Annotated in this window: 17 protein-coding genes; 2 read left to right on the forward strand and 15 right to left on the reverse strand. The window is 61.3% G+C overall.

The genetic code is table 11. From position 1 onward, the window contains the following. Positions 1 to 100: 100 nt before the first annotated feature. The 15 genes from BMW74_RS07735 to BMW74_RS07805 form a co-directional block, all read right to left on the reverse strand. Positions 101 to 1,477, reverse strand: a complete 1,377-nt coding sequence (locus BMW74_RS07735; protein ID WP_093415993.1) for a M16 family metallopeptidase — start codon at positions 1,475 to 1,477, stop codon at positions 101 to 103. 166 nt (positions 1,478 to 1,643) lie between these two features. Beyond that, a complete protein-coding gene (locus tag BMW74_RS07740; protein WP_093416001.1) occupies positions 1,644 to 3,302 on the reverse strand; it encodes a Na/Pi cotransporter family protein in 1,659 nt (552 codons plus the stop codon). Between the two features lie 214 nt (positions 3,303 to 3,516). Next, positions 3,517 to 4,287 (reverse strand): TerC family protein, encoded by a 771-nt coding sequence (locus tag BMW74_RS07745; protein ID WP_093416003.1) that lies wholly within the window; start codon positions 4,285 to 4,287, stop codon positions 3,517 to 3,519. 87 nt (positions 4,288 to 4,374) lie between these two features. Beyond that, a complete protein-coding gene (locus tag BMW74_RS07750; protein WP_093416005.1) occupies positions 4,375 to 5,682 on the reverse strand; it encodes a CitMHS family transporter in 1,308 nt (435 codons plus the stop codon). Positions 5,683 to 6,470: 788 nt separating this feature from the next. Continuing rightward, positions 6,471 to 8,393 (reverse strand): DUF7844 domain-containing protein, encoded by a 1,923-nt coding sequence (locus BMW74_RS07755; RefSeq protein ID WP_371911743.1) that lies wholly within the window; start codon positions 8,391 to 8,393, stop codon positions 6,471 to 6,473. A 35-nt stretch (positions 8,394 to 8,428) separates the two neighbouring features. Next, a complete protein-coding gene (locus tag BMW74_RS07760) occupies positions 8,429 to 8,749 on the reverse strand; it encodes a DUF2388 domain-containing protein (RefSeq protein WP_093416011.1) in 321 nt (106 codons plus the stop codon). An 18-nt stretch (positions 8,750 to 8,767) separates the two neighbouring features. Then, complete coding sequence (locus BMW74_RS07765; RefSeq protein WP_093416014.1) at positions 8,768 to 9,085, reverse strand: DUF2388 domain-containing protein; 318 nt, start codon at positions 9,083 to 9,085, stop codon at positions 8,768 to 8,770. A 104-nt stretch (positions 9,086 to 9,189) separates the two neighbouring features. Further along, complete coding sequence (locus tag BMW74_RS07770; RefSeq protein WP_093416017.1) at positions 9,190 to 9,507, reverse strand: DUF2388 domain-containing protein; 318 nt, start codon at positions 9,505 to 9,507, stop codon at positions 9,190 to 9,192. Between the two features lie 175 nt (positions 9,508 to 9,682). Then, the gene (locus tag BMW74_RS07775) at positions 9,683 to 9,892 is read right to left on the reverse strand and encodes a DUF1127 domain-containing protein (RefSeq protein ID WP_093416020.1); all 210 of its coding nucleotides are present in this window, start codon (positions 9,890 to 9,892) and stop codon (positions 9,683 to 9,685) included. A gap of 268 nt (positions 9,893 to 10,160) precedes the next feature. Continuing rightward, positions 10,161 to 10,376, reverse strand: coding sequence for a DUF1127 domain-containing protein (locus tag BMW74_RS07780; RefSeq protein WP_011331828.1), 216 nt, complete (start codon positions 10,374 to 10,376; stop codon positions 10,161 to 10,163). Positions 10,377 to 10,695: 319 nt separating this feature from the next. After that, entirely contained in the window at positions 10,696 to 12,189 is a 1,494-nt protein-coding gene (locus BMW74_RS07785) for an acetyl-CoA hydrolase/transferase family protein (RefSeq protein ID WP_093416022.1), read from the reverse strand. 180 nt (positions 12,190 to 12,369) lie between these two features. Continuing rightward, positions 12,370 to 13,806, reverse strand: a complete 1,437-nt coding sequence (locus tag BMW74_RS07790) for an NAD(P)(+) transhydrogenase (Re/Si-specific) subunit beta (RefSeq protein WP_093416025.1) — start codon at positions 13,804 to 13,806, stop codon at positions 12,370 to 12,372. Next, the gene (locus BMW74_RS07795; protein ID WP_093416029.1) at positions 13,803 to 14,129 is read right to left on the reverse strand and encodes an NAD(P) transhydrogenase subunit alpha part 2; all 327 of its coding nucleotides are present in this window, start codon (positions 14,127 to 14,129) and stop codon (positions 13,803 to 13,805) included. The genes BMW74_RS07790 and BMW74_RS07795 overlap by 4 nt, the downstream gene beginning before the upstream one ends. 15 nt (positions 14,130 to 14,144) lie before the next feature. Continuing rightward, positions 14,145 to 15,266, reverse strand: a complete 1,122-nt coding sequence (locus tag BMW74_RS07800) for a Re/Si-specific NAD(P)(+) transhydrogenase subunit alpha (protein WP_093416031.1) — start codon at positions 15,264 to 15,266, stop codon at positions 14,145 to 14,147. 429 nt (positions 15,267 to 15,695) lie between these two features. Next, a complete protein-coding gene (locus BMW74_RS07805; protein ID WP_093416034.1) occupies positions 15,696 to 16,616 on the reverse strand; it encodes a LysR family transcriptional regulator in 921 nt (306 codons plus the stop codon). A gap of 157 nt (positions 16,617 to 16,773) precedes the next feature. On the opposite strand from BMW74_RS07805, the gene BMW74_RS07810 reads away from it, so the two are divergent. After that, positions 16,774 to 17,955 (forward strand): acyl-CoA dehydrogenase, encoded by a 1,182-nt coding sequence (locus tag BMW74_RS07810; RefSeq protein ID WP_093416037.1) that lies wholly within the window; start codon positions 16,774 to 16,776, stop codon positions 17,953 to 17,955. 13 nt (positions 17,956 to 17,968) lie between these two features. Then, positions 17,969 to 19,189, forward strand: a complete 1,221-nt coding sequence (locus tag BMW74_RS07815; protein ID WP_093416040.1) for a CaiB/BaiF CoA transferase family protein — start codon at positions 17,969 to 17,971, stop codon at positions 19,187 to 19,189. Positions 19,190 to 19,625: the final 436 nt, after the last annotated feature.

Consider the following 19,625-nt stretch of genomic DNA (forward strand, 5'->3'; position numbering starts at 1 on the left):
CGCGATGAGGGCGTTAGATTCAACATGGAGGTTGACGGACACCCCGCCATCGCAAGCAGGCTCGCTCCCACCGGGTTTTGCTGTTACCGGACAGGCCTGTTCACTGTTTGCGCCGCAACCGCCAACCCAGTCCACCCAACACCATCACCCCGAACACCGCCCCCAACAGCCACAGCACCTGGTCATCCCCCAGCAATGGCTTTTCGATACGCACATACCCCGGCTGTGCCAGCAGCTCATGCAGCGCCAGGTTGGCGTGTTCCAGGGTGACCGCCTGCAGGCGCCTGGCCGGGTCGTCGAAGCGGCCGTCCTCGAAGTCGCCCAGGGCACTCCAGTAGTAATCGGCCAGTGCGCTGTTACCTTGCACGGCCCAGGCCTGGCGGGCGATGGCGGCCTGCTTGAGCCGCGCGAAGCTGGCCGGGTCGAGGCCGTTCTTCAGCAGATCGGCCTTGAGCTGGTCGAGCACCTGGCGTGCCTGGTCCAGGTCCTCGCGCTCAAGGTCGGCATTCAGGCTGAGCAACCCCACGCCACCGAACACCTCGCGCTCGGCCCACGGCCCGTACGACAGGCCGTGCGCCAGGCGTAACTGGCGGTACAGCGCCCAGTCGAGGTAGTCCTTGAGCAAATCGAACGTCTCGTCGTACTGCTCGTCCAGAACGGGCTCGGGGAACAGCCAATGCAGCTTGGCGCCGTTACCGACCCAACCGTGGATCAGGCTGCGTTCGACCGCCGCGGGGTGCTGGATGCCGGGCAGGGGCCGGTGCTCGCTCGGGTCAATCGCCTTGAGGTCGCCATAGGTGCGCTCCAGGTAGGCGGGCAGCAGGCGATCCAGGCCGCCGACGATGATCAGTGTCATGTTGTTCGGCGCATACCAGTCCTCGCGCACCTGGTCCAACTGCTCGCGGCTCAGGTGCCGGGCCTCGGCCCGTTGCGCGCACTTGAGGCCCAGTTCCACGGCCAGTTGCTTGCTGGCGGTGTGGCCCAGGTCCTGGCGGTCGAGCCAGCGTTGCAGGTGGGAGTAATGGCCGCCCTCCTCGCGCTCCACCACCTGCTTGGCCGCGTGGATGGCGTTGGCGTCGAAGCGGGTTTGGGTGAGGATCGCCAGCAACAGGTCGAGGACCTTGCGTTGGTTGCGCGCCGGGGCTTCGATGACGAAGGTGGTATCGGCGTTGCCGGTAAAGGCATTCCACTCGCCACCCAGCGCCTGCATGCGTTCCTCCAGGGCGCCCTCGCCAGTGCCATCGATCCCGCTGAACAGCAAGTGCTCAAGCAGGTGCGGCAGTTCTTTGTCGGCACAGGCGAAGTCGTCCAGGCCCACGCCCACCACCAGGCGAATCGCCACGTGATCGCGGTCGGCGGTGGGCTTGAGCAGCACTTGCAGGCCGTTGGGCAGCACATAACCTTCGACCTGGAAGCGGTCCACGGCCAATACGGGAAGTGAGCCGAGCAGCAGACAGGCGAACAACAGACAACGCATAACAAGCTTCCGTACAGCGGTTGGGAGATCCTTGTTGCCTGTCAGGCCGCCATCGCGGGCAGGCTCGTTCCCACAAGGATCACCGTAAGCCTGTGGGAGCGAGCCTGCTCGCGATGGCCGTTTGAAGGCACCGAGACAGCAACTGACAGACCGCCATCCTATACGTTCACGGCGAATGGGTAATGTCCGTGACCTCTTCGCTGGGCAGTGCGCCGGTTTCGGTGCTCTCCAGGACCACGTAGGCACTGCCGCAGAACAGCGAATTCAAGCGCTGCATGTCGGCGATCAGTTCCAGGTGCAACGAGCTGGTTTCCAGGCTCTGCACGATCTTGCGCTGCAAGCGGCTGACGTGGGCGTGGGCCAGGCGGCGCTCCTGGGCGCGGAAGCGGCGCTTCTCGCGCAGCAACTGCCGGGCGCTTTCCCGGTCGCCGCTGAGGAACACCGACAACCCCAGGCGCAGGTTGGCGATCAACTGGTGGTGCAGGCCGGCCAGCTCTTCCAGGCCGGCTTCGGAAAACGCACGCCGTTGCGAGGTTTTCTGTTGCTGGACCTTGCGCAGCATGCGTTCGATCAGGTCGCCGGCCAGCTTCAGGTTGATCGCCAGCTCGATGATCTCTGCCCAGCGCCGGCTGTCCTGCTCGCCGAGGTCCTCGCGCGGCATCTGTGCCAAGTACAACTTGATCGCACTGTAGAGGGCTTCGACGTCATCGCTCAGGCGACGCATCTCCAGGGTGACGGCGGTCTGCTTGCCGCGCAGCACGTCGAGCATGGCTTCGAGCATGTTGTCGATCAGGTCGCCAATGCGCAGGGTTTCCCGGGCCGCATTGGCCAGCGCCAGGCTTGGCGTCTCCAGGGCCGTGGGGTCCAGGTGCCGGGATCTGGCGCGACCATTGGGGTCGGGGCGCTCGGGCAGCAACCAGGCGCACAAGCGGGCCATCGGGCCAACCGTGGGCAGCAGCACCAGGCAGCGGGCGGTGTTGTAGAGCAGGTGGAAACCAATCACCAGGCCCTGGGGGCTGTAGTCGAGGCTGTCCATCCAGTGCACCAGCGGGTCGAGTACCGGAATGATCAACAGCAGGCCGATCAGCTTGTACAGCAGGCTGCCCAGGGCCACTTGCCGACCGGCGGCGTTTTGCATGCTGGTGCTGAGGAACGCCAGCACGCCGCTGCCGATGTTGGCGCCGATCACCAGGCCGATGGCCACGGGCAGGCTGATGACGCCGGCGCCGGCGAGTGTCGCCGTGAGCAGGACGGCGGCCAGGCTGGAGTAGGAAATCATCGCGAACAACGCACCGATCAGGGCGTCGAGCAGGATGTCGCCAGTCAGTGAGGCAAACAGCACCTTGACGCCCTGGGCGTGGGTGATCGGGGCGGCGGCTTCGACGATCAGTTGCAGCGCCAGGATGATCAGGCCCAGGCCGATGCCCACCCGTCCCAACTGGCCGGCGCGCGTCTGTTTGCGCGAGAGAAAGAAGATCACCCCAAGGAAGATCAGCAAGGGCGAGAGCCAGGACAGGTCCAGGGTCAGCACCCGCGCCATCAGCGCGGTACCGACGTCGGCACCGAGCATGGTCGCCAGTGCGGGTGTCAGCGCCATCAGCCCCTGGCCGACGAACGAGGTCACCAGCATCGCCGTGGCGTTGCTGCTCTGGACCATCGCGGTGACCAGGATCCCGGCCACGAACGCCAGCCAGCGCTTGGACATGTTGCGCCCAATGACGTGGCGCAAGTTGGAGCCGTAGACCCGCAGGATGCCGGTTCGGACGATGTGCGTGCCCCAGATCAACAGGGCGACGGCAGACAGTAAATTGAGCAGGGTCAGCATAGTGGGCCCCCTGGATGAATAGCACCCCAATGGGGCAAGTTCGACGGTACCGCTCGTTCTACGTTGTGTACTTAAGCTTTAGTCGTCTAACGGGCTGGGCGCCAGCATTGCATAGCTAAAGTCTGGATTGAAACAAAAGTGTCATGAAAACAGCTTCATGCAGGCGTGAAAAAGGGGCCCGAAGGCCCCTCTGTGCAAACGGCTATCCCTCGGCTTACTGGCCCGGGATGTCCTTGCGCAGTTTGACGGCGTCGTGTTCCTGGTTCTTTTTCTTCGCATTCGCGGCGCGCATCTTGATGTTGAATGCCTCCACCGCCAGCGAGAACGCCATCGCAAAGTAGACGTAGCCTTTTGGCACATGCACTTCGAAGGCTTCGGCGATCAGCACGGTACCCACCACCAGCAGGAACGACAGCGCGAGCATCTTCAGCGACGGGTGCTTGTCGATGAACTCGCTGATGGTGCCGGCTGCGAGCATCATCACCAGGACGGCGACGACAATGGCCGCGACCATGACCGGGACATGGGAGACCATGCCGACGGCGGTGATCACCGAGTCCAGGGAGAACACGATGTCGATGATCGCGATCTGGACGATGGTGTAGATGAAGCTGCCGCCCTTGCCGGTCGGGGTGTCGTGGGTTTCGTCTTCGCCTTCCAGCGCGTGGTACATCTCCTGGGAGCTTTTCCACAGCAGGAACAGGCCACCGAAGAACAGGATCAGGTCGCGTCCGGAGATACCCTGGCCGAACACTTCGAACAAGTCGGCGGTCAGTTGCATGACCCAGGTGATCGACAGCAGCAACAGGATTCGGGTGACCATGGCCAGCGCCAGGCCGAAAATCCGGGTGCGCGCCTGCATATGCTTGGGCATGCGGCTGACCAGGATCGAGATCATGATGATGTTGTCGATACCCAGAACGATTTCCAGGGCCGTCAGTGTCAAGAAGGCAACCCAGATCTCAGGGTTGGTCAGCCATTCCATGTGTAGTCCTTGTGCGAGTGTGTTAAACCACGACGCCAGCGGCTTCAGGTGTCGAAGTCCAGCTGGCGGTGCGGTGAGTTGATACGGTTATAGAGTGCTGTATAGCGGAAAAATCCCCATCAGCAAGGCGGCGGCCAGTATGCACAGGCACACCAGGATGGCCCATTTTAGGGTGAAGCGCTGGTGATCGCCAAACTCGATTCCGGCCAATGCCACCAGCAGGTACGTCGAGGGAACCAGCGGGCTCAGCAAGTGTACGGGTTGGCCGACGATCGAGGCACGCGCCATTTCCACCGCAGTGATGCCGTAGTGGCTGGCGGCTTCGGCGAGAACCGGCAATACGCCGTAATAAAATGCGTCGTTGGACATGAAGAACGTGAACGGCATGCTCACCAGCGCGGTGATCACGGCCAGGTACGGCCCGAGGAAGTCGGGGATCACGGTCAACAGGCTCTTGGACATGGCGTCGACCATGCCGGTGCCGCTCAGGATGCCGGTGAAGATACCGGCCGCGAAGATCAGGCCGACCACCGACAACACGCTGCCGGCGTGAGCGGCAATGCGGTCTTTCTGCTGCTGCAGGCACGGGTAGTTGACGATCATCGCGATACTGAATGCCACCATGAACAGCACCGGCAACGGCAGCAGCCCAGCGACCAGGGTGCACATCAGGACCAGGGTCAGGGCGCCGTTGAACCAGATCAGCTTCGGACGGCGGGCATCCGGGAACTGCGATACGCTGATTTCGCTGTGGTCGATTTCATCGCCCATCAGGTGCAGTTCACCCAAGCGTGCGCGCTCACGTTTACCGTACATGTACGCAATCGCCAGGATCGCCAGCACGCCGGCGAACATCGCCGGGATCATCGGCACGAAGATGTCCGAGGGGTCGATATGCAGCGCACTGGCGGCGCGGGCAGTCGGACCGCCCCAGGGCGTCATGTTCATCACGCCACCGGCGAGGATGATCAGGCCGGCCATGATCCGCGGGCTCATGCCGATGCGGCTGTACAGCGGCAGCATGGCGGCCACGCAGATCATGTAGGTGGTGGCGCCGTCACCGTCCAGGGACACCACCAGGGCCAGCACGGCGGTGCCGACGGAGATCTTCAGCGGGTCACCCTTGACCATCTTGAGGATCTTGCGCACGGCCGGGTCGAACAGGCCGGAATCGATCATCAGGGCGAAATAGAGGATGGCGAACATCAGCATCACCCCGGTCGGGGCCAGCTTGGTGATGCCGGCCAGCATCATCGGGCCGATCTCTGGCGCAAAGCCACCGAACAGGGCGAACAGGATCGGTACGATGATCAGGGCGATTAGCGCGGACAGGCGCTTGGTCATGATCAGGTACATGAACGTGATGACCATGGCAAAGCCAAGGAAAGTCAGCATGGGGATACTCCAGGCGTAGCGCGGCTAGGGAAATGGCGAACCGGGTGGGGTCAGCGCAGGACGGGCAGCGCGAGGCGAACGGAAGGAGTCGAGGTAAACAGGCGGGTAGGAACGGACATCAGAATCACCATTGTTGTTGTTAATTGGGCCGTGCGGGCGTTGTAGCGCGCACTGGCCAACCGGTCTATTGCCGGCAGTGGGGCGCGATCCTAATGGGCCAACCTTTCAGCCAGCTTTCGCCGGGTAACAGCAGGCGAGATGGGCGACACCGCTCGTCGGGGCCCAAAGTGCCGGTCAGCACGCACAAGACTGAGGATACGGCGCGTCGAAATGAGTGAACGGCATACGGGCGGGTGTCATTGCGGGCAGCGGCAACGACATCCAGGTGGCGAGCGAGCGGTGGGTTAAGACAGTTGCTCCCACCCTGGTCCACGGTGAACACCCATCCCGTGTCAGGCCCGGATTCCAAGGAGCGAGGCTTGCTCTAATGCCAGTCAGTTAAGCGAAACCCGCGTGGGAGCGAGCCTGCTCGCGATAGCAGTAGGTCAGTCAACGGAGATGTTGGCTGTGTTGCCGTCTTCGCGAGCAGGCTCGCTCCCACAGGTTTGGCGCCTTAACTGACTGGCATTAAGGCTTGCCCGCGAAGACGGTAAACCTGACGACATCGATGTTGAATGGGCTGGCCGGTTCGCGGGTAAGCCTCGCTCCTACGGGCTCAACCCAGATTCCTGCTCGCGATGGCGGTGACGAGCGGCATGGCTAAGACAGTTGCTCCCACCAGAGGGGGGTTAAGGCAGCTCCAAGCCGCCAGAGGCCTTGTGCAGCGCCCGCAGGTGTTCGCCCAGTTGCTTGAGGTTGGCTTCGCTGGCGGCGATTTCCGCGGCCCGGCTGGGCTCCAGCAGTGCCCTGACCTCTTTGTCCAGATCCCCGGTCAGTGCCAGCAACTTCTGCTGTCGGCTGCTGCTTTCCGACTCCAGGCGTTTCCACTCATTGGCCTGGGGCAAGCCGTAGCCGCCCTCATCGAGCAACTCCGCCGGACGACTCAGGAATCCACTGTTGGCCAGCAATTGCTGCAACGTCTGGTTGGCCTTGTCCATGCCGCCGTGCTCCAGCTCGCGGGCATCCAGGTAGCGCTGTTTCACTTCATTCTGGGCCAGCAGCAATTGCTGGCGGAAACTGGCCTGCTCCAGCAACAGCAATGCAGCACTGGTGCGCAGGTCAGCCTGGTCGAACCACGGGCGCCGTTCGGCAGCGGTGAGGGTCAGCCAATCCTCGACCTTGTCCTGCTTGATCGGCAGGTGTTTCTTCAGCACCTCGAACATCGCCTGGTAGCGGTCGCGGAACGAGTCGAAGCGATAGCCCAGGCGCAAGGCTTCACGCGGGTCGTCCAGCACGCGGGTGTCGGCCAGCCCACGGGCCTTGAGCACTTCCAGCAAGCCATTGGGCATGATGCTGTCCAGGCCGATCAGTTGTGGATTGTCGCTGCCACTGCGCAACAGTTTCAGGCTTTCGACCGCGCAGTTGTTGGACAGGAAGAAGTAGGTGCCGTCGTAGCTCCAGTGCAGTTCGGCGGCGTGCTCGACGACTTCGTTGATTTCACTGCGCGACAGGATCAATGGCACCGAGGCCAGGCTGCGCAGCTCGGTCTTGGTGTATTCGTCGATGACTTGCGACAGCGGCAGCACGAACAGGCGCGAAGGGTATTTGCCGACCAGCCCGTCCCAGCTCGACAGCTGGACGTCACCGACAAACGCGCGGTAGGACAACACTTGCGAGTACTCCAGGTCCAGCCGGCAGTCCGGCCCGCGGGGACGGCCGGGGGCACAGATCACCAGGCGCAACATGCTGTGGCCCCAGCGGCTGACCAGGTTCTGGTTGGCCTCGGCCAGCAGGTAGTCGACGGCATACACGCGCTCCGGGTCGATCTGCCCCAGGGGTTGCTTGGCGAAGTCGTTGCCGGCGTTCAGGAAGGCATAGGAGGTGGCGCAGGTGTCCTTGGCGGCGGGGGCCCAGCCAAAGTGTTCCTGGTAGTAGCGGTACAGCGACGGACGGCGGCAGGCATAGCTCGGATCAAGGAGGAAATACTCCATGTTGACCGCGACGAACTCCTTGGGGCTGCTGATCTCGTAGAGGTCCGGGCTGCGGGCGATCTGTCGGTTGTGTTGCTCGCGCTCGCCCCGTCGCCCGACGTATTGCTGCCAGCCTGCCAGGTCCAGCAGGCGCGGGTCGTCGCTCAAGGTGAAGCGGCGCTCGGTCTGGCCCCGGCATTCATCGGGAATGCCCACCAGGCCGGTACTGTTCTTCTGGCGCGAGCAGCGCTGGATCAAGTGCCGCTCGGCACTGGGCCAGAGTCGCGCACGGTCATAGAGGTGGGTGAGTTCGTGCAGCACCGTGGCGAGCATCTCCCGGCGCACGGTGCCGTGGGGGCGATGGGTCTTCTGGGTGGCGGCGCTGCCGTCGGTCAGGCCGGCCAGCAGGTTGCGGTTGAGGTCCAACTGCGAGACCAGCGACGCTTGCCCGTAGGCATTGCTCGGCATCTGATCGGTCCAGCCGACATCGATGCGCCGGTCCAGTTGCTCGATGAAGTGCGGCGGCAGCGCCTGCATGGCTTCATCCAGCAGCGCCTGGCTGGCCTGCTGCTCTGCCGGGCTCAGGCCATCTGTCTTGAGGTGCAGCTGCAGGCTGGCCTGGACCGTGTTGCCGAGCAGCATGACGGTGGCGGCCAGCAGCCCGGCGACGAGTGCCTTCACAGTGCGAGGATGGCTTCGGCGAGTACCTGGTCGCTGGCATCACGCGCCTCTGGCACACGGCTGCGCAAGGTGTCGAACGCGGCTTCCAGATGAGCACCCCGAATATCCCCGTTGGTGGCGACGTAGCTGGCGGCGTCGTCCTGGGCCTCGCGGATGACTTTCAGGTCGCGGATCGAGGTGGTGGTGTCGGAAGTAAAGTCCAGGGTGCGCTGGGAGGCGCGAATGATCATGTTACTGGTGGCTACCAGGGTATGAGCCTGGGCCACGTCGGCCAACAACAATAGGCCAAGGGTGGCAGCAATCAGCGGGCTACGCATGGAACGACTCCGGAAGAACTAGGGAAATGGTTGGACGAGAATTGCCTGTGCCAGTTCAAGGTCGCTGGCATGAAGTTTTGACTGGGTCTGGCGCAGATGATTCAGGGCAGACTCCAGGCGGGCTCCTCGCAGGCGGCCGTCACTGGCGATAAAGGCAGCCGCATCATCGTGCGCGGCGAGCAGCAGTTTATGGTCGACGGGCGCGCGGGTCACCATGCTTGTTGCATAAACGGTGGCGACAGCGTTCTGCGTGGTCAGGTCCAGGGCGTTGGCCGGGAGTGTCCAGCAGGCGATGAAAAAGAACGGGACGATCAGAGCGCTTGAAGGGGAAACCATGGGACTCGACAGCGGCAAGTGAGCGCCAAGGCTAGCCTAATGCCCGACGCAGAGCCAGCGCCGGGGATTTGGGGTCAGCCTTGCCGACCCCCGTAGTGCTGCACTCAGAGGGTCAGGATTGCCTGGGCCAACTGTGCATCGGTCGCGGCCAACTGTGGAACCTGTGTGCGGATGTGTTCCAGCGCGCTTTCCAGACGAACGCCACGGATCGCACCTTCGCTGGCGACAAAGCTGGCCGCATCGTCACGGGCGGCGCGGACAATCTTGTCGTCGCGGAACGAAGACGTGACGTTGGAAGTGGCATCGGACGTGGCCTTGAGTGCGCCGACGATGGCGTCAGTGGTAACGATCAGGCTCGAGGCGTGCGAATTGGCAGTCACGGCCAACAGGGCAGCGGCGCTCAGCAGACGAAGACGGGACATGGGTAACTCCTGTGGATAAACAAAAAAAGCGGCGCCCAGGACGCCGGGCAACCGCTACGTACCGCGTAGGACCTGAAGGGTCAGACGCGTCGTACGCAGCGTTCGCCACGTTGGTCCTGGATATTAGGCCGTAGTTCAACGCCAAGAATAGCCCTGTCATGCGTTCTATTGATCGCTATCGCCAAAAGGGCTGGTCCAGTTCGGCCATGCGCTCGCTGTGGCTGATGCCCGAGTCAGACAGTTCCAGCGCGCTGAGCTGAGCCAGCAGGCGTCGGGTCCGTACCCGTTCCATGCTTGCGCCGATCGCGGCGGCCAGGCGCCCGAGTCCTTGCAAGAGTGAGCGCCGTTGTGGGCGCTGGAGCGAAATATCGAGTGACCGATCCATGATGTATTCCTCGCGCTGGGGCTGGCAGAGCAGCCTTGGGAGATCATGTTGATCGTTTCGTGTTCGATGCAGCAGCTACACCGGGGTTAAATTGTACTGGTTCAGTTTGGTTATTATTTAAACTGTACCGGTATCGCCGATATCCTTCTGTACTGCCGATGACCAAGCCCTGAAACGACAAGACCCGTCGTGGTTTCCCACGACGGGTCTTGTGTGTGCAATTCGGTGCTGGCGGTGGACCCGGTGGGTCAGGGCCAGCGACGCTAACTTAGCGCCAGAACGGCTTGCTCAGCTCTTCGTAGCGTTGTGCTTCGCTAATCCCTGCGTCAGCCAGCAGACGCGAATCCAGGCGAGCCAGTTGATGGCGGCTGGAGATGCGGCGCTGCCACAGCATCAGGTTGGCGATAACGCGAAGAGGCAGGGAAGCCTGGGTTTTTACGGCCTTGTCTTCGAAGAACAGCTCGGAACTGAGTGTACGTTCCATGATTGACATCCTTCCGCTTGTGGCGGGATTAGGTAGTGGTTTAACTGATGCCAATGATCCTCTCGTTTGGCCAGTCTCTCTAGATACAGTTCATCTGTATTGTGAGGGGGCAGTTAACTGTTAATAGGCGGTGTACGGGTCTAAATTGAGGCAACTGTACCTATAAGCACCAAGTTGGTGCAAATAAGGGGCTTTTGCTCAAAAGTGTCGGGGATTTCAGTAGGAAATGGCCGGTACAGTAGTACAGTTTTAAACGGATATGCCGAGCGTGATGGCGAGCTGACGAAACTGTGTTTGCGTCAGCCGCCATCTGTATCGATCAGTCGGCCAGCATGCGCCCGGTTTCTTCCAGGTTAATGTGCCAGCTCAGGGCCTCGCGCAGGATGTGCGGCGTGTGCCCGCCGATGGCGCAGGCCTTTTCAAAGTAGTCATTCAGCGCCTGGCGGTAGTCCGGGTGCACGCAGTTGTCGATCACCACCCGCGCCCGTTCCCGGGGCGCCAGGCCGCGCAGGTCAGCCAGGCCGATCTCCGTCACCAGGATGTCGACGTCATGCTCGGTGTGGTCAACGTGGCTGACCATTGGCACTACGCTGGAGATCGCCCCGCCCTTGGCAATCGACTTGGTGACGAAGATTGCCAGGTGGGCGTTGCGGGCGAAGTCGCCCGAGCCACCGATGCCGTTCATCATCCGTGTACCGCAGACGTGGGTGGAGTTGACGTTGCCGTACAGGTCGAACTCCAGCGCCGTGTTGATGCCGATGATGCCCAGGCGCCGCACCACTTCGGGGTGGTTGGAAATCTCTTGCGGGCGCAGCACCAACTTGTCCTTGTAGTGCTCCAGGTTGCCGAACACGTCGGCGTTGCGCCGTTCCGACAAGGTGATCGAACTGCCCGAGGCAAAACTCAGCTTGCCCGCGTCGATCAGGTCGAATGTGGAGTCCTGCAGCACTTCGGAGTACATGGTCAGGTCTTCGAACGGCGAGTCGATCAGCCCGCACATCACCGCGTTGGCGATGTTGCCAATACCCGCCTGCAGCGGACCGAGCTTGTTGGTCATGCGCCCGGCGTCGACTTCCTCTTTAAAGAAGTTGATCAGGTGATTGGCGATCGACTGGGTGTCGCTGTCGGGCGCGGCGACGGTGGAGGCCGAGTCCGCCTGGTTGGTGATGACAATGGCGACGATCTTCTCCGGCGGGATTGGAATCGCGGTGCTGCCAATGCGGTCATCCACCTGGGTCAGCGGGATCGGTGAGCGCGTCGGGCGATAGCTCGGGATATAGATGTCGTGCAGACCTTCCAGGTTGGCGTTGTGCGCCAGGTTGATCTCGACGATCACGTGTTTGGCGAAGATCGCGAAGCTGGCGGAGTTGCCGACCGAGGTGGTGGGCACGATGTGGCCCTGCTCGGTGATCGCCACGGCTTCAATGACCGCGATGTCCGGCAGTTTGAGTTGCTTGTTGCGCAACTGTTCGACGGTTTCCGACAAATGCTGGTCGATAAACATCACCTCGCCGGCGTTGATCGCCTTGCGCAGGGTGCTGTCGACCTGGAATGGCATGCGTCGCGACAACACGCCCGCTTCAGTCAGTTGCTTGTCCAGATCGTTGCCCAGGCTGGCACCGGTCATCAGGGTGATTTTCAGAGGCGAGGTCTTGGCACGCTCGGCCAGCGCATGGGGCACGGCCTTGGCTTCGCCGGCGCGGGTGAAGCCGCTCATGCCGACGGTCATGCCGTCCTGAATCAGAGCGGCAGCGTCGGCGGCGCTCATCACCTTATCCAACAACGAAGGCAAGCGAATACGGTCACGGTACATGGATAGTTTTCTCGGGCAACGGAAGCAAGATGCGCAGTCTAGTGATTTCGATAACATCCGTCCCGCTACCATGGTCGAATGCCAGCAAGCGATTTAGAGCCTTGCGTCGGATTTCATGCAGCATAAAAAAACCCCAGCCTACGAACGGCCGGGGTTTTGGGTATTGCGTTGGCGCAGTGTTTAGTCGACGGCCTTGACCATGTCTTCAATGACTTTCTTGGCGTCGCCGAACACCATCATGGTCTTGTCCAGGTAGAACAGTTCGTTGTCCAGGCCAGCATAGCCGCTGGCCATCGAACGCTTGTTGACGATGATGGTCTTGGCCTTGAACGCTTCGAGGATCGGCATGCCGGCAATCGGCGATTTCGGATCGTTCTTGGCGGCCGGGTTGACCACGTCGTTGGCGCCCAGCACCAGCACCACGTCGGCCTGGCCGAACTCGGAGTTGATGTCTTCCATCTCGAACACCTGGTCGTAAGGCACCTCGGCCTCGGCCAGCAGCACGTTCATGTGGCCAGGCATGCGACCGGCCACCGGGTGGATCGCATACTTCACGGTCACGCCACGGTGGGTCAGCTTCTCGGTCAGTTCCTTCAGCGCGTGCTGTGCCCGTGCTACCGCCAGGCCATAGCCCGGGACGATGATCACGGTGTCGGCGTTGGTCAGCAGGAAGGTCGCGTCGTCTGCCGAGCCCGATTTCACCGGACGAGCCTCTTTCGAGCCTGCGGGGCCGGCGGCATCGGCGGTATTGCCGAAGCCACCGAGCAGTACATTAAAGAAGGAACGGTTCATCGCCTTGCACATGATGTACGAGAGGATCGCGCCACTTGAACCCACCAGCGAGCCGGCGATGATCAGCATCGAGTTGTTCAGCGAGAAGCCGATGCCCGCCGCTGCCCAGCCGGAATAGCTGTTGAGCATCGACACCACCACCGGCATGTCGGCGCCGCCAATCGGGATGATGATCAGCACGCCCAGCACGAAGGCCAGCGCCAGCATCAAGGCGAAGGCGCTGAGATTGCCGGTGAACATGAACACCAGGCCCAGGCCCAGGGTGGCGAGACCCAATACCAGGTTCAGCTTGTGCTGGCCGCCGAACTGTACCGGTGCGCCTTGGAACAGGCGGAACTTGTACTTGCCCGACAGCTTGCCGAAGGCAATCACGGAGCCGGAGAAGGTAATGGCACCGATGGCGGCACCGAGGAACAGCTCCAGGCGGTTACCGGCGGGAATCGAGTCGCCCAGTTGTTTGACGATGCCCAGTGACTGCGGTTCGACCACGGCGGCAATGGCGATGAACACCGCGGCCAGGCCGATCATGCTGTGCATGAAGGCCACCAGCTCCGGCATCTTGGTCATTTCTACGCGCTTGGCCATGATCGAGCCGGCAGTGCCGCCGACCAGTAGGCCGACGATTACATAGCCGATGCCGGCGGTAGCCAGCTCGGCGCCCAGCTTATAGATCAGGCCTACGGTGGTCAGTACCGCCAGCGCCATGCCCAGCATGCCGAACAGGTTGCCGCGGCGCGAGGTCGTCGGGTGCGACAGGCCTTTGAGCGCCTGGATGAAGCAGATCGACGCGATCAGGTAGAGCGTCGTGACAAGGTTCATGCTCATGACTTGGGCGCCTCTTCTTTAACGGCTTTCGGGGCTTTTTTCTTGAACATTTCCAGCATGCGGCGGGTGACAAGGAAGCCACCGAACACGTTGACGGCGGCCAGCGCCACCGCGAGGGTGCCCATGGTCTTGCCCAGAGGCGTCACGGTGAGAGCCGCTGCCAGCATGGCGCCGACGATCACGATCGCCGAAATCGCGTTGGTCACCGCCATCAATGGGGTGTGCAGCGCGGGTGTAACGTTCCAGACCACGTGATAACCGACATAAATCGCCAGCACGAAGATGATCAGGTTGTAGATACCGGGGGAGATAAGCTCTTCCATCGTCTGAATCCCTGCTTAGGCGTTTTTGCGGATGACTTGACCGTCGCGGCACATCAGGCACGCGGCGACGATGTCGTCTTCGAGGTTGATCTCGAACTGGCCTTCCTGGGTGAAGACCAGCTTCAGGAAGTCCAGCAGGTTGCGGGCGTAGAGCGCCGAGGCGTCCGCACCGACCTGGGCGGCCAGGTTGGTTGGGCCCGCAATGGTCACGCCATGGGCCACGATCACCTGGTCGGCCACGGTCAGCGGGCAGTTGCCCCCTTGGGCGGCGGCGAGGTCGATCACCACCGAGCCGGGCTTCATCTGCGCCACGGTTTCCGCGCTCAGTAGCGTCGGCGCCTTGCGGCCCGGGATCAGTGCCGTGGTGATGACGATGTCAGCCTGCTTGGCGCGTTCATGGACGGCCACGGCCTGGCGCTGCATCCAGCTGGCGGGCATGGGGCGGGCGTAGCCGCCGACGCCGACGGCGCATTCACGCTCTTCATCGGTTTCGTACGGGACGTCGACGAATTTGGCGCCCAGGGATTCGATTTGTTCCTTCACGGCCGGACGTACGTCAGAGGCCTCGATCACGGCACCCAGGCGCTTGGCGGTCGCAATGGCCTGCAGGCCCGCAACCCCGGCGCCGAGGATCAGCACCCGGGCCGCTTTCACGGTGCCGGCCGCCGTCATCAGCATGGGCATGAAGCGCGGATAGTGGTGAGCGGCCAGCAGCACGGCTTTATAACCGGCAATGTTGGCTTGCGAGGACAGCACATCAAGGCTTTGCGCGCGGGAGGTGCGCGGCGCCGCTTCCAGGGCAAACGCGGTGATGCCGCGCTCGGCCAGTTTGGCAATGGTTTCATTGCTGAACGGGTTGAGCATGCCGACTAGCACGGTTCCAGTTTTGATCAGGCTCAGTTCGCTGTCGCTGGGGGCGACAACCTTGAGGATCAGATCTGCACCAAATGCATCGCTAGCGCTGCCAATCACGGCACCTGCCGCTTCATAAGCACTGTCCACGACGCTGGCATTGACGCCCGCCCCGCTTTGTACAGTGACCTTATGACCCTGGCCGATCAGCTTCTTGATGGTTTCCGGGGTTGCAGCAACCCGCGTTTCACCGGTCTGGGTTTCGAGAGGAACACCAATGTGCACGTCAAATCTCCTGCTTGATCTTATTGCTTTGATCTTTCTTGGAAGGCCAGCGCACTGAAAAGGGTGCAGCTGGGGCGGCCGATCAGCACGACCCCGCTTTATTTCAGGCGGGGCGCGGCATTTTGCAGGCGAACTTTGTGGCCTTCAAGCGGTTATGACGGGTGACGGAAAATTAACTACAAGTCACCCCGTGACCGAATGTCGCAAGTAATGGGTAAAACCCCTTGTAGTACGGGCCTTTCAGGGGTTTTGGCTGAATTTAAAGAATTTACACATAGGCTGTATGAATGATGCGCAACCGCTACGGATTAATGTCTGAAAGCCACGCCGTTAGTGGGGTGCGTGGCCATTTTGCGGGTCATGGATACAGTCTGTGAATATGCGACATTTAGTTATATCTGTAGGGCTTTTATTTATTTGACTACCGAGTCAGCTAATGCTTGGGAATCCCTGTCCGTCTAGGCTGTAGCGGTGAGCCTGGGTGATCAGCCAATCACGAAAAGCGCGCAACGAGGCGGATTCGACCTTTCGCTCGGGAATCATCAGGTAATACGCCTTGATGCTCGACAGTGCCTGGGGGTTGGCAATCACCAGGCGTTTCTCGGCCAGTTCCCGCTGGATCAGGAAGGGCGGGATCAGCGCGATCCCCATGTCATGCATGGCGGCCTGGGCGAGCATGGAGAATAGCTCGTAGCGTGGGCCTGTCATGTCGCGGGGGATGTTCAGGTTCTGTGAGTTGAACCACTGGCGCCATGCATAAGGGCGGGTGGTTTGTTGCAGCAGTGGCAGCTCGGCAATGACCTCGGCCTCCAGATACGTACGGTTTCCCAGTAAGGCGGGGCTGCATACGGGCATCGGGTTTTCGCCCATCAGTCTGTGGGACTCGGTGCCGGACCAATCGGCATCACCAAAGTAAATCGCCGCGTCGAAGTCGGTGTCGGCAAACAGGAAGGGCCGCGTGCGATTGGTCAGGTTGACCGTGACTTCCGGGTGTTGCTCCTGGAAGTCCTTGAGCCGTGGCAGCAGCCATTGGGTGCCAAAGGTCGGGACCACGGCCAGTTCGATCACGTTGGCCCCCTGCTGCCCCATCACCGACAAGGTGTCCCGTTCGACGGCATCCAGTTGGGTGGCGACGCGCCGGCTGTAGGACAGGCCCGCCTCGGTCAGCTTTACGCCGCGACGCGAGCGTCTGAACAGTTCGACGCTGAGGAACTCCTCCAGCCCGGCGATCTGTCGGCAGATTGCACCTTGGGTCAGCGAAAGCTCCTGGGCGGCCTTGGTAAAGCTTTCGTGGCGCGCTGCGGCTTCAAAGCTGACCAGGGCGGTGGTGCTGGGGATCTTTCGGCGCATGTACAGCAACCTCACTAATAGATCTTGTGTATGCCGTTCAAGGCCGTTACGGAGTGAGAAATTAGCACAACAGCATGCAAAATCCTCGTTTGCCCAATGTGCAGCCGACGCCTAGGATCAATCCACGATATTTGACCCACTTCACGAGGACTCTCTCATGGCCGGTAAAGCTAGCTTCAACTGGATCGATCCGCTGTTGCTGGACCAGCAGCTCACTGAAGAAGAGCGCATGGTGCGCGACAGCGCTGCTCAGTTTGCCCAGGACAAACTGGCACCGCGGATTCTCGAAGCGTTCCGCCATGAAAAAACCGACCCGGCGATCTTCCGTGAAATGGGTGAGATCGGCCTGCTGGGTGCGACGATTCCCGAGCAGTACGGTGGCAGTGGCCTGAACTATGTCAGCTACGGCCTGATTGCCCGCGAGGTCGAGCGCATCGACTCCGGCTATCGCTCGATGATGAGCGTGCAGTCCTCGCTGGTGATGGTGCCGATCAATGAATTCGGGACCGAGGCGCAGAAGCAGAAATACCTGCCGAAGCTGGCGTCTGGTGAGTGGATCGGCTGCTTTGGTCTGACCGAGCCCAACCATGGTTCCGACCCGGGTTCGATGATCACCCGTGCACGCAAGGTGGACGGCGGCTACAGCCTGAGCGGCGCCAAAATGTGGATCACCAACAGTCCGATCGCGGATGTCTTCGTGGTCTGGGCAAAGGACGATGCCGGTGATATCCGTGGCTTCGTGCTGGAGAAGGGCTGGAAAGGCCTGAGCGCTCCGACGATCCACGGCAAGGTCGGCCTACGTGCTTCGATCACCGGCGAAATCGTGATGGACAACGTGTTCGTTCCCGAAGAGAACATCTTCCCGGATGTGCGTGGCCTGAAGGGTCCGTTCACCTGCCTCAACTCTGCCCGCTACGGCATCGCCTGGGGCGCACTGGGCGCCGCGGAATTCTGCTGGCACACCGCGCGTCAATACACCCTGGATCGTCAGCAATTTGGTCGTCCACTGGCGGCTACCCAGTTGATCCAGAAGAAACTGGCCGACATGCAGACTGAAATCACCATGGCCCTGCAGGGTTGCCTGCGTCTGGGTCGTATGAAGGATGAAGGCACTGCGGCGGTCGAAATCACCTCGATGATGAAGCGCAACTCCTGCGGCAAGTCGCTGGATATCGTGCGCATGGCGCGGGATATGCTGGGTGGCAATGGCATCTCCGATGAGTTCGGTGTTGCGCGTCACTTGGTCAACCTTGAGGTGGTCAACACCTATGAGGGCACTCACGACGTGCATGCGTTGATTCTGGGTCGTGCGCAGACTGGTCTCCAGGCGTTCTATTAATAGGAGAGCGGTCATGGGCGCTTTATCGCATCTGCGGGTGCTGGATTTATCGCGAGTACTGGCGGGGCCTTGGGCAGGTCAGATCCTTGCGGATCTGGGGGCCGAGGTTATCAAGGTCGAGCGCCCTGGCAATGGCGATGATACGCGCGCCTGGGGTCCGCCCTTCCTGAAGGACGCTTACGGCGAGAACACCAGTGAGGCGGCGTACTACCTGTCGGCCAATCGCAACAAGCAATCGGTGACCATCGACTTCACACAGGCTGATGGTCAGCGCTTGGTGCGTGAGTTGGCCGCGAAGTCCGACATCGTGATCGAAAACTTCAAGGTAGGTGGCCTGGCGGCCTATGGTTTGGACTATGAGTCGCTCAAGGCGATCAACCCTGATCTGATCTACTGCTCGATCACGGGCTTCGGCCAGACCGGGCCTTATGCCAAGCGTGCGGGTTATGACTTCATGATCCAGGGGTTGGGCGGCTTGATGAGTCTCACGGGTCGCCCCGAAGGTGATGAGGGCGCCGGGCCGGTCAAGGTCGGTGTGGCGCTGACCGACATTTTAACGGGGCTCTACTCAACCGTGGCGATCCTGGCCGCGCTGGCGCATCGCGAGCATGAGGGTGGCGGTCAGCACATCGACATGGCGTTGCTCGACGTTCAGGTGGCTTGCCTGGCGAACCAGGCGATGAACTACCTCACTACCGGCGTTGCCCCCAAGCGCCTGGGCAATGCCCATCCGAATATCGTGCCTTATCAGGACTTCCCTACCGCAGATGGCGACTTCATTCTCACGGTGGGTAATGACGGGCAGTTCCGTAAGTTCGCCGAGGTGGCAGGTCAGCCACAGTGGGCAGACGACCCGAGGTTTGTGACGAACAAGCAGCGGGTTGCGAATCGCGGGGTGTTGATTCCGTTGATTCGCCAGGCGACGGTGTTCAAGACGACTGCGCAGTGGGTGGCGCAACTGGAGTTGGCGGGCGTGCCGTGTGGGCCGATCAACGATCTGTCCCAGGTGTTTGCCGATCCGCAGGTCCAGGCGCGCGGGTTGGCGATAGAGATGCCGCATGCGTTGGCGGGGTTGGTACCGCAAGTTGCCAGCCCGATTCGCTTGTCCGAAACGCCGGTGGAGTACCGAAATGCCCCGCCTCTGCTGGGCGAGCACACGCTGGAGGTATTGCAGCGAGTGCTGGGTCTGGAGGTGTCGGCCGTGGCTGCTTTGAAAGAAGCCGGAGTGCTCTGAAGGTTTCTTCTATATAGAAGCAGTGTTTTATCTCCGTGTAACTGGGCTAAAACACCGCTTTTTGTGGCTGTCGCAACTCATTGATAGAAAAGACAAATCAATGCTTGACGGGAGATCCTGGAAGTCTATAATTCGCCCCACTTCCGGCGCAGTCGAAACGGAAAACTCCTTGGTAAACAAAGAGTTATGAAGTTTTCGGCAGCAGGTTGCTTCAGTTCATCGAAGCCTGGAAGGAGTTGTTAGGGTCGGCTGGTTTGACACTATCAACGGTTCGATCTTCTCGGTCGAAAGCGGCGAGAAAGAGGTGTTGACAGCAGCGTGTAACGCTGTAGAATTCGCCTCCCGCTGACGAGAGATTGGAAGCGCAAGTGGTTGAAGTTGCAAGGGAAACTTTGAAAGCTTCTTAAAATAACCGCTTGACAGTAACAGAGGCTGC

This window comes from Pseudomonas sp. ok272 (assembly GCF_900109995.1).
Classification (GTDB): domain Bacteria; phylum Pseudomonadota; class Gammaproteobacteria; order Pseudomonadales; family Pseudomonadaceae; genus Aquipseudomonas.

Excerpts from the sequence above, each read along its gene's own strand:
- BMW74_RS07810 (WP_093416037.1), top strand. The coding sequence starts at position 16,774 with ATGGCCGGTAAAGCTAGCTTCAACTGGATCGATCCGCTGTTGCTGGAC.
- BMW74_RS07745 (WP_093416003.1), bottom strand. The coding sequence starts at position 4,287 with ATGGAATGGCTGACCAACCCTGAGATCTGGGTTGCCTTCTTGACACTG.
- BMW74_RS07805 (WP_093416034.1), bottom strand. The coding sequence starts at position 16,616 with ATGCGCCGAAAGATCCCCAGCACCACCGCCCTGGTCAGCTTTGAAGCC.
- BMW74_RS07785 (WP_093416022.1), bottom strand. The coding sequence starts at position 12,189 with ATGTACCGTGACCGTATTCGCTTGCCTTCGTTGTTGGATAAGGTGATG.
- BMW74_RS07760 (WP_093416011.1), bottom strand. The coding sequence starts at position 8,749 with ATGCGTAGCCCGCTGATTGCTGCCACCCTTGGCCTATTGTTGTTGGCC.
- BMW74_RS07735 (WP_093415993.1), bottom strand. The coding sequence starts at position 1,477 with ATGCGTTGTCTGTTGTTCGCCTGTCTGCTGCTCGGCTCACTTCCCGTA.
- BMW74_RS07750 (WP_093416005.1), bottom strand. The coding sequence starts at position 5,682 with ATGCTGACTTTCCTTGGCTTTGCCATGGTCATCACGTTCATGTACCTG.
- BMW74_RS07790 (WP_093416025.1), bottom strand. The coding sequence starts at position 13,806 with ATGAGCATGAACCTTGTCACGACGCTCTACCTGATCGCGTCGATCTGC.
- BMW74_RS07755 (WP_371911743.1), bottom strand. The coding sequence starts at position 8,393 with ATGCTGCTCGGCAACACGGTCCAGGCCAGCCTGCAGCTGCACCTCAAG.
- BMW74_RS07780 (WP_011331828.1), bottom strand. The coding sequence starts at position 10,376 with ATGGAACGTACACTCAGTTCCGAGCTGTTCTTCGAAGACAAGGCCGTA.
- BMW74_RS07770 (WP_093416017.1), bottom strand. The coding sequence starts at position 9,507 with ATGTCCCGTCTTCGTCTGCTGAGCGCCGCTGCCCTGTTGGCCGTGACT.
- BMW74_RS07795 (WP_093416029.1), bottom strand. The coding sequence starts at position 14,129 with ATGGAAGAGCTTATCTCCCCCGGTATCTACAACCTGATCATCTTCGTG.
- BMW74_RS07775 (WP_093416020.1), bottom strand. The coding sequence starts at position 9,892 with ATGGATCGGTCACTCGATATTTCGCTCCAGCGCCCACAACGGCGCTCA.
- BMW74_RS07740 (WP_093416001.1), bottom strand. The coding sequence starts at position 3,302 with ATGCTGACCCTGCTCAATTTACTGTCTGCCGTCGCCCTGTTGATCTGG.
- BMW74_RS07815 (WP_093416040.1), top strand. The coding sequence starts at position 17,969 with ATGGGCGCTTTATCGCATCTGCGGGTGCTGGATTTATCGCGAGTACTG.
- BMW74_RS07765 (WP_093416014.1), bottom strand. The coding sequence starts at position 9,085 with ATGGTTTCCCCTTCAAGCGCTCTGATCGTCCCGTTCTTTTTCATCGCC.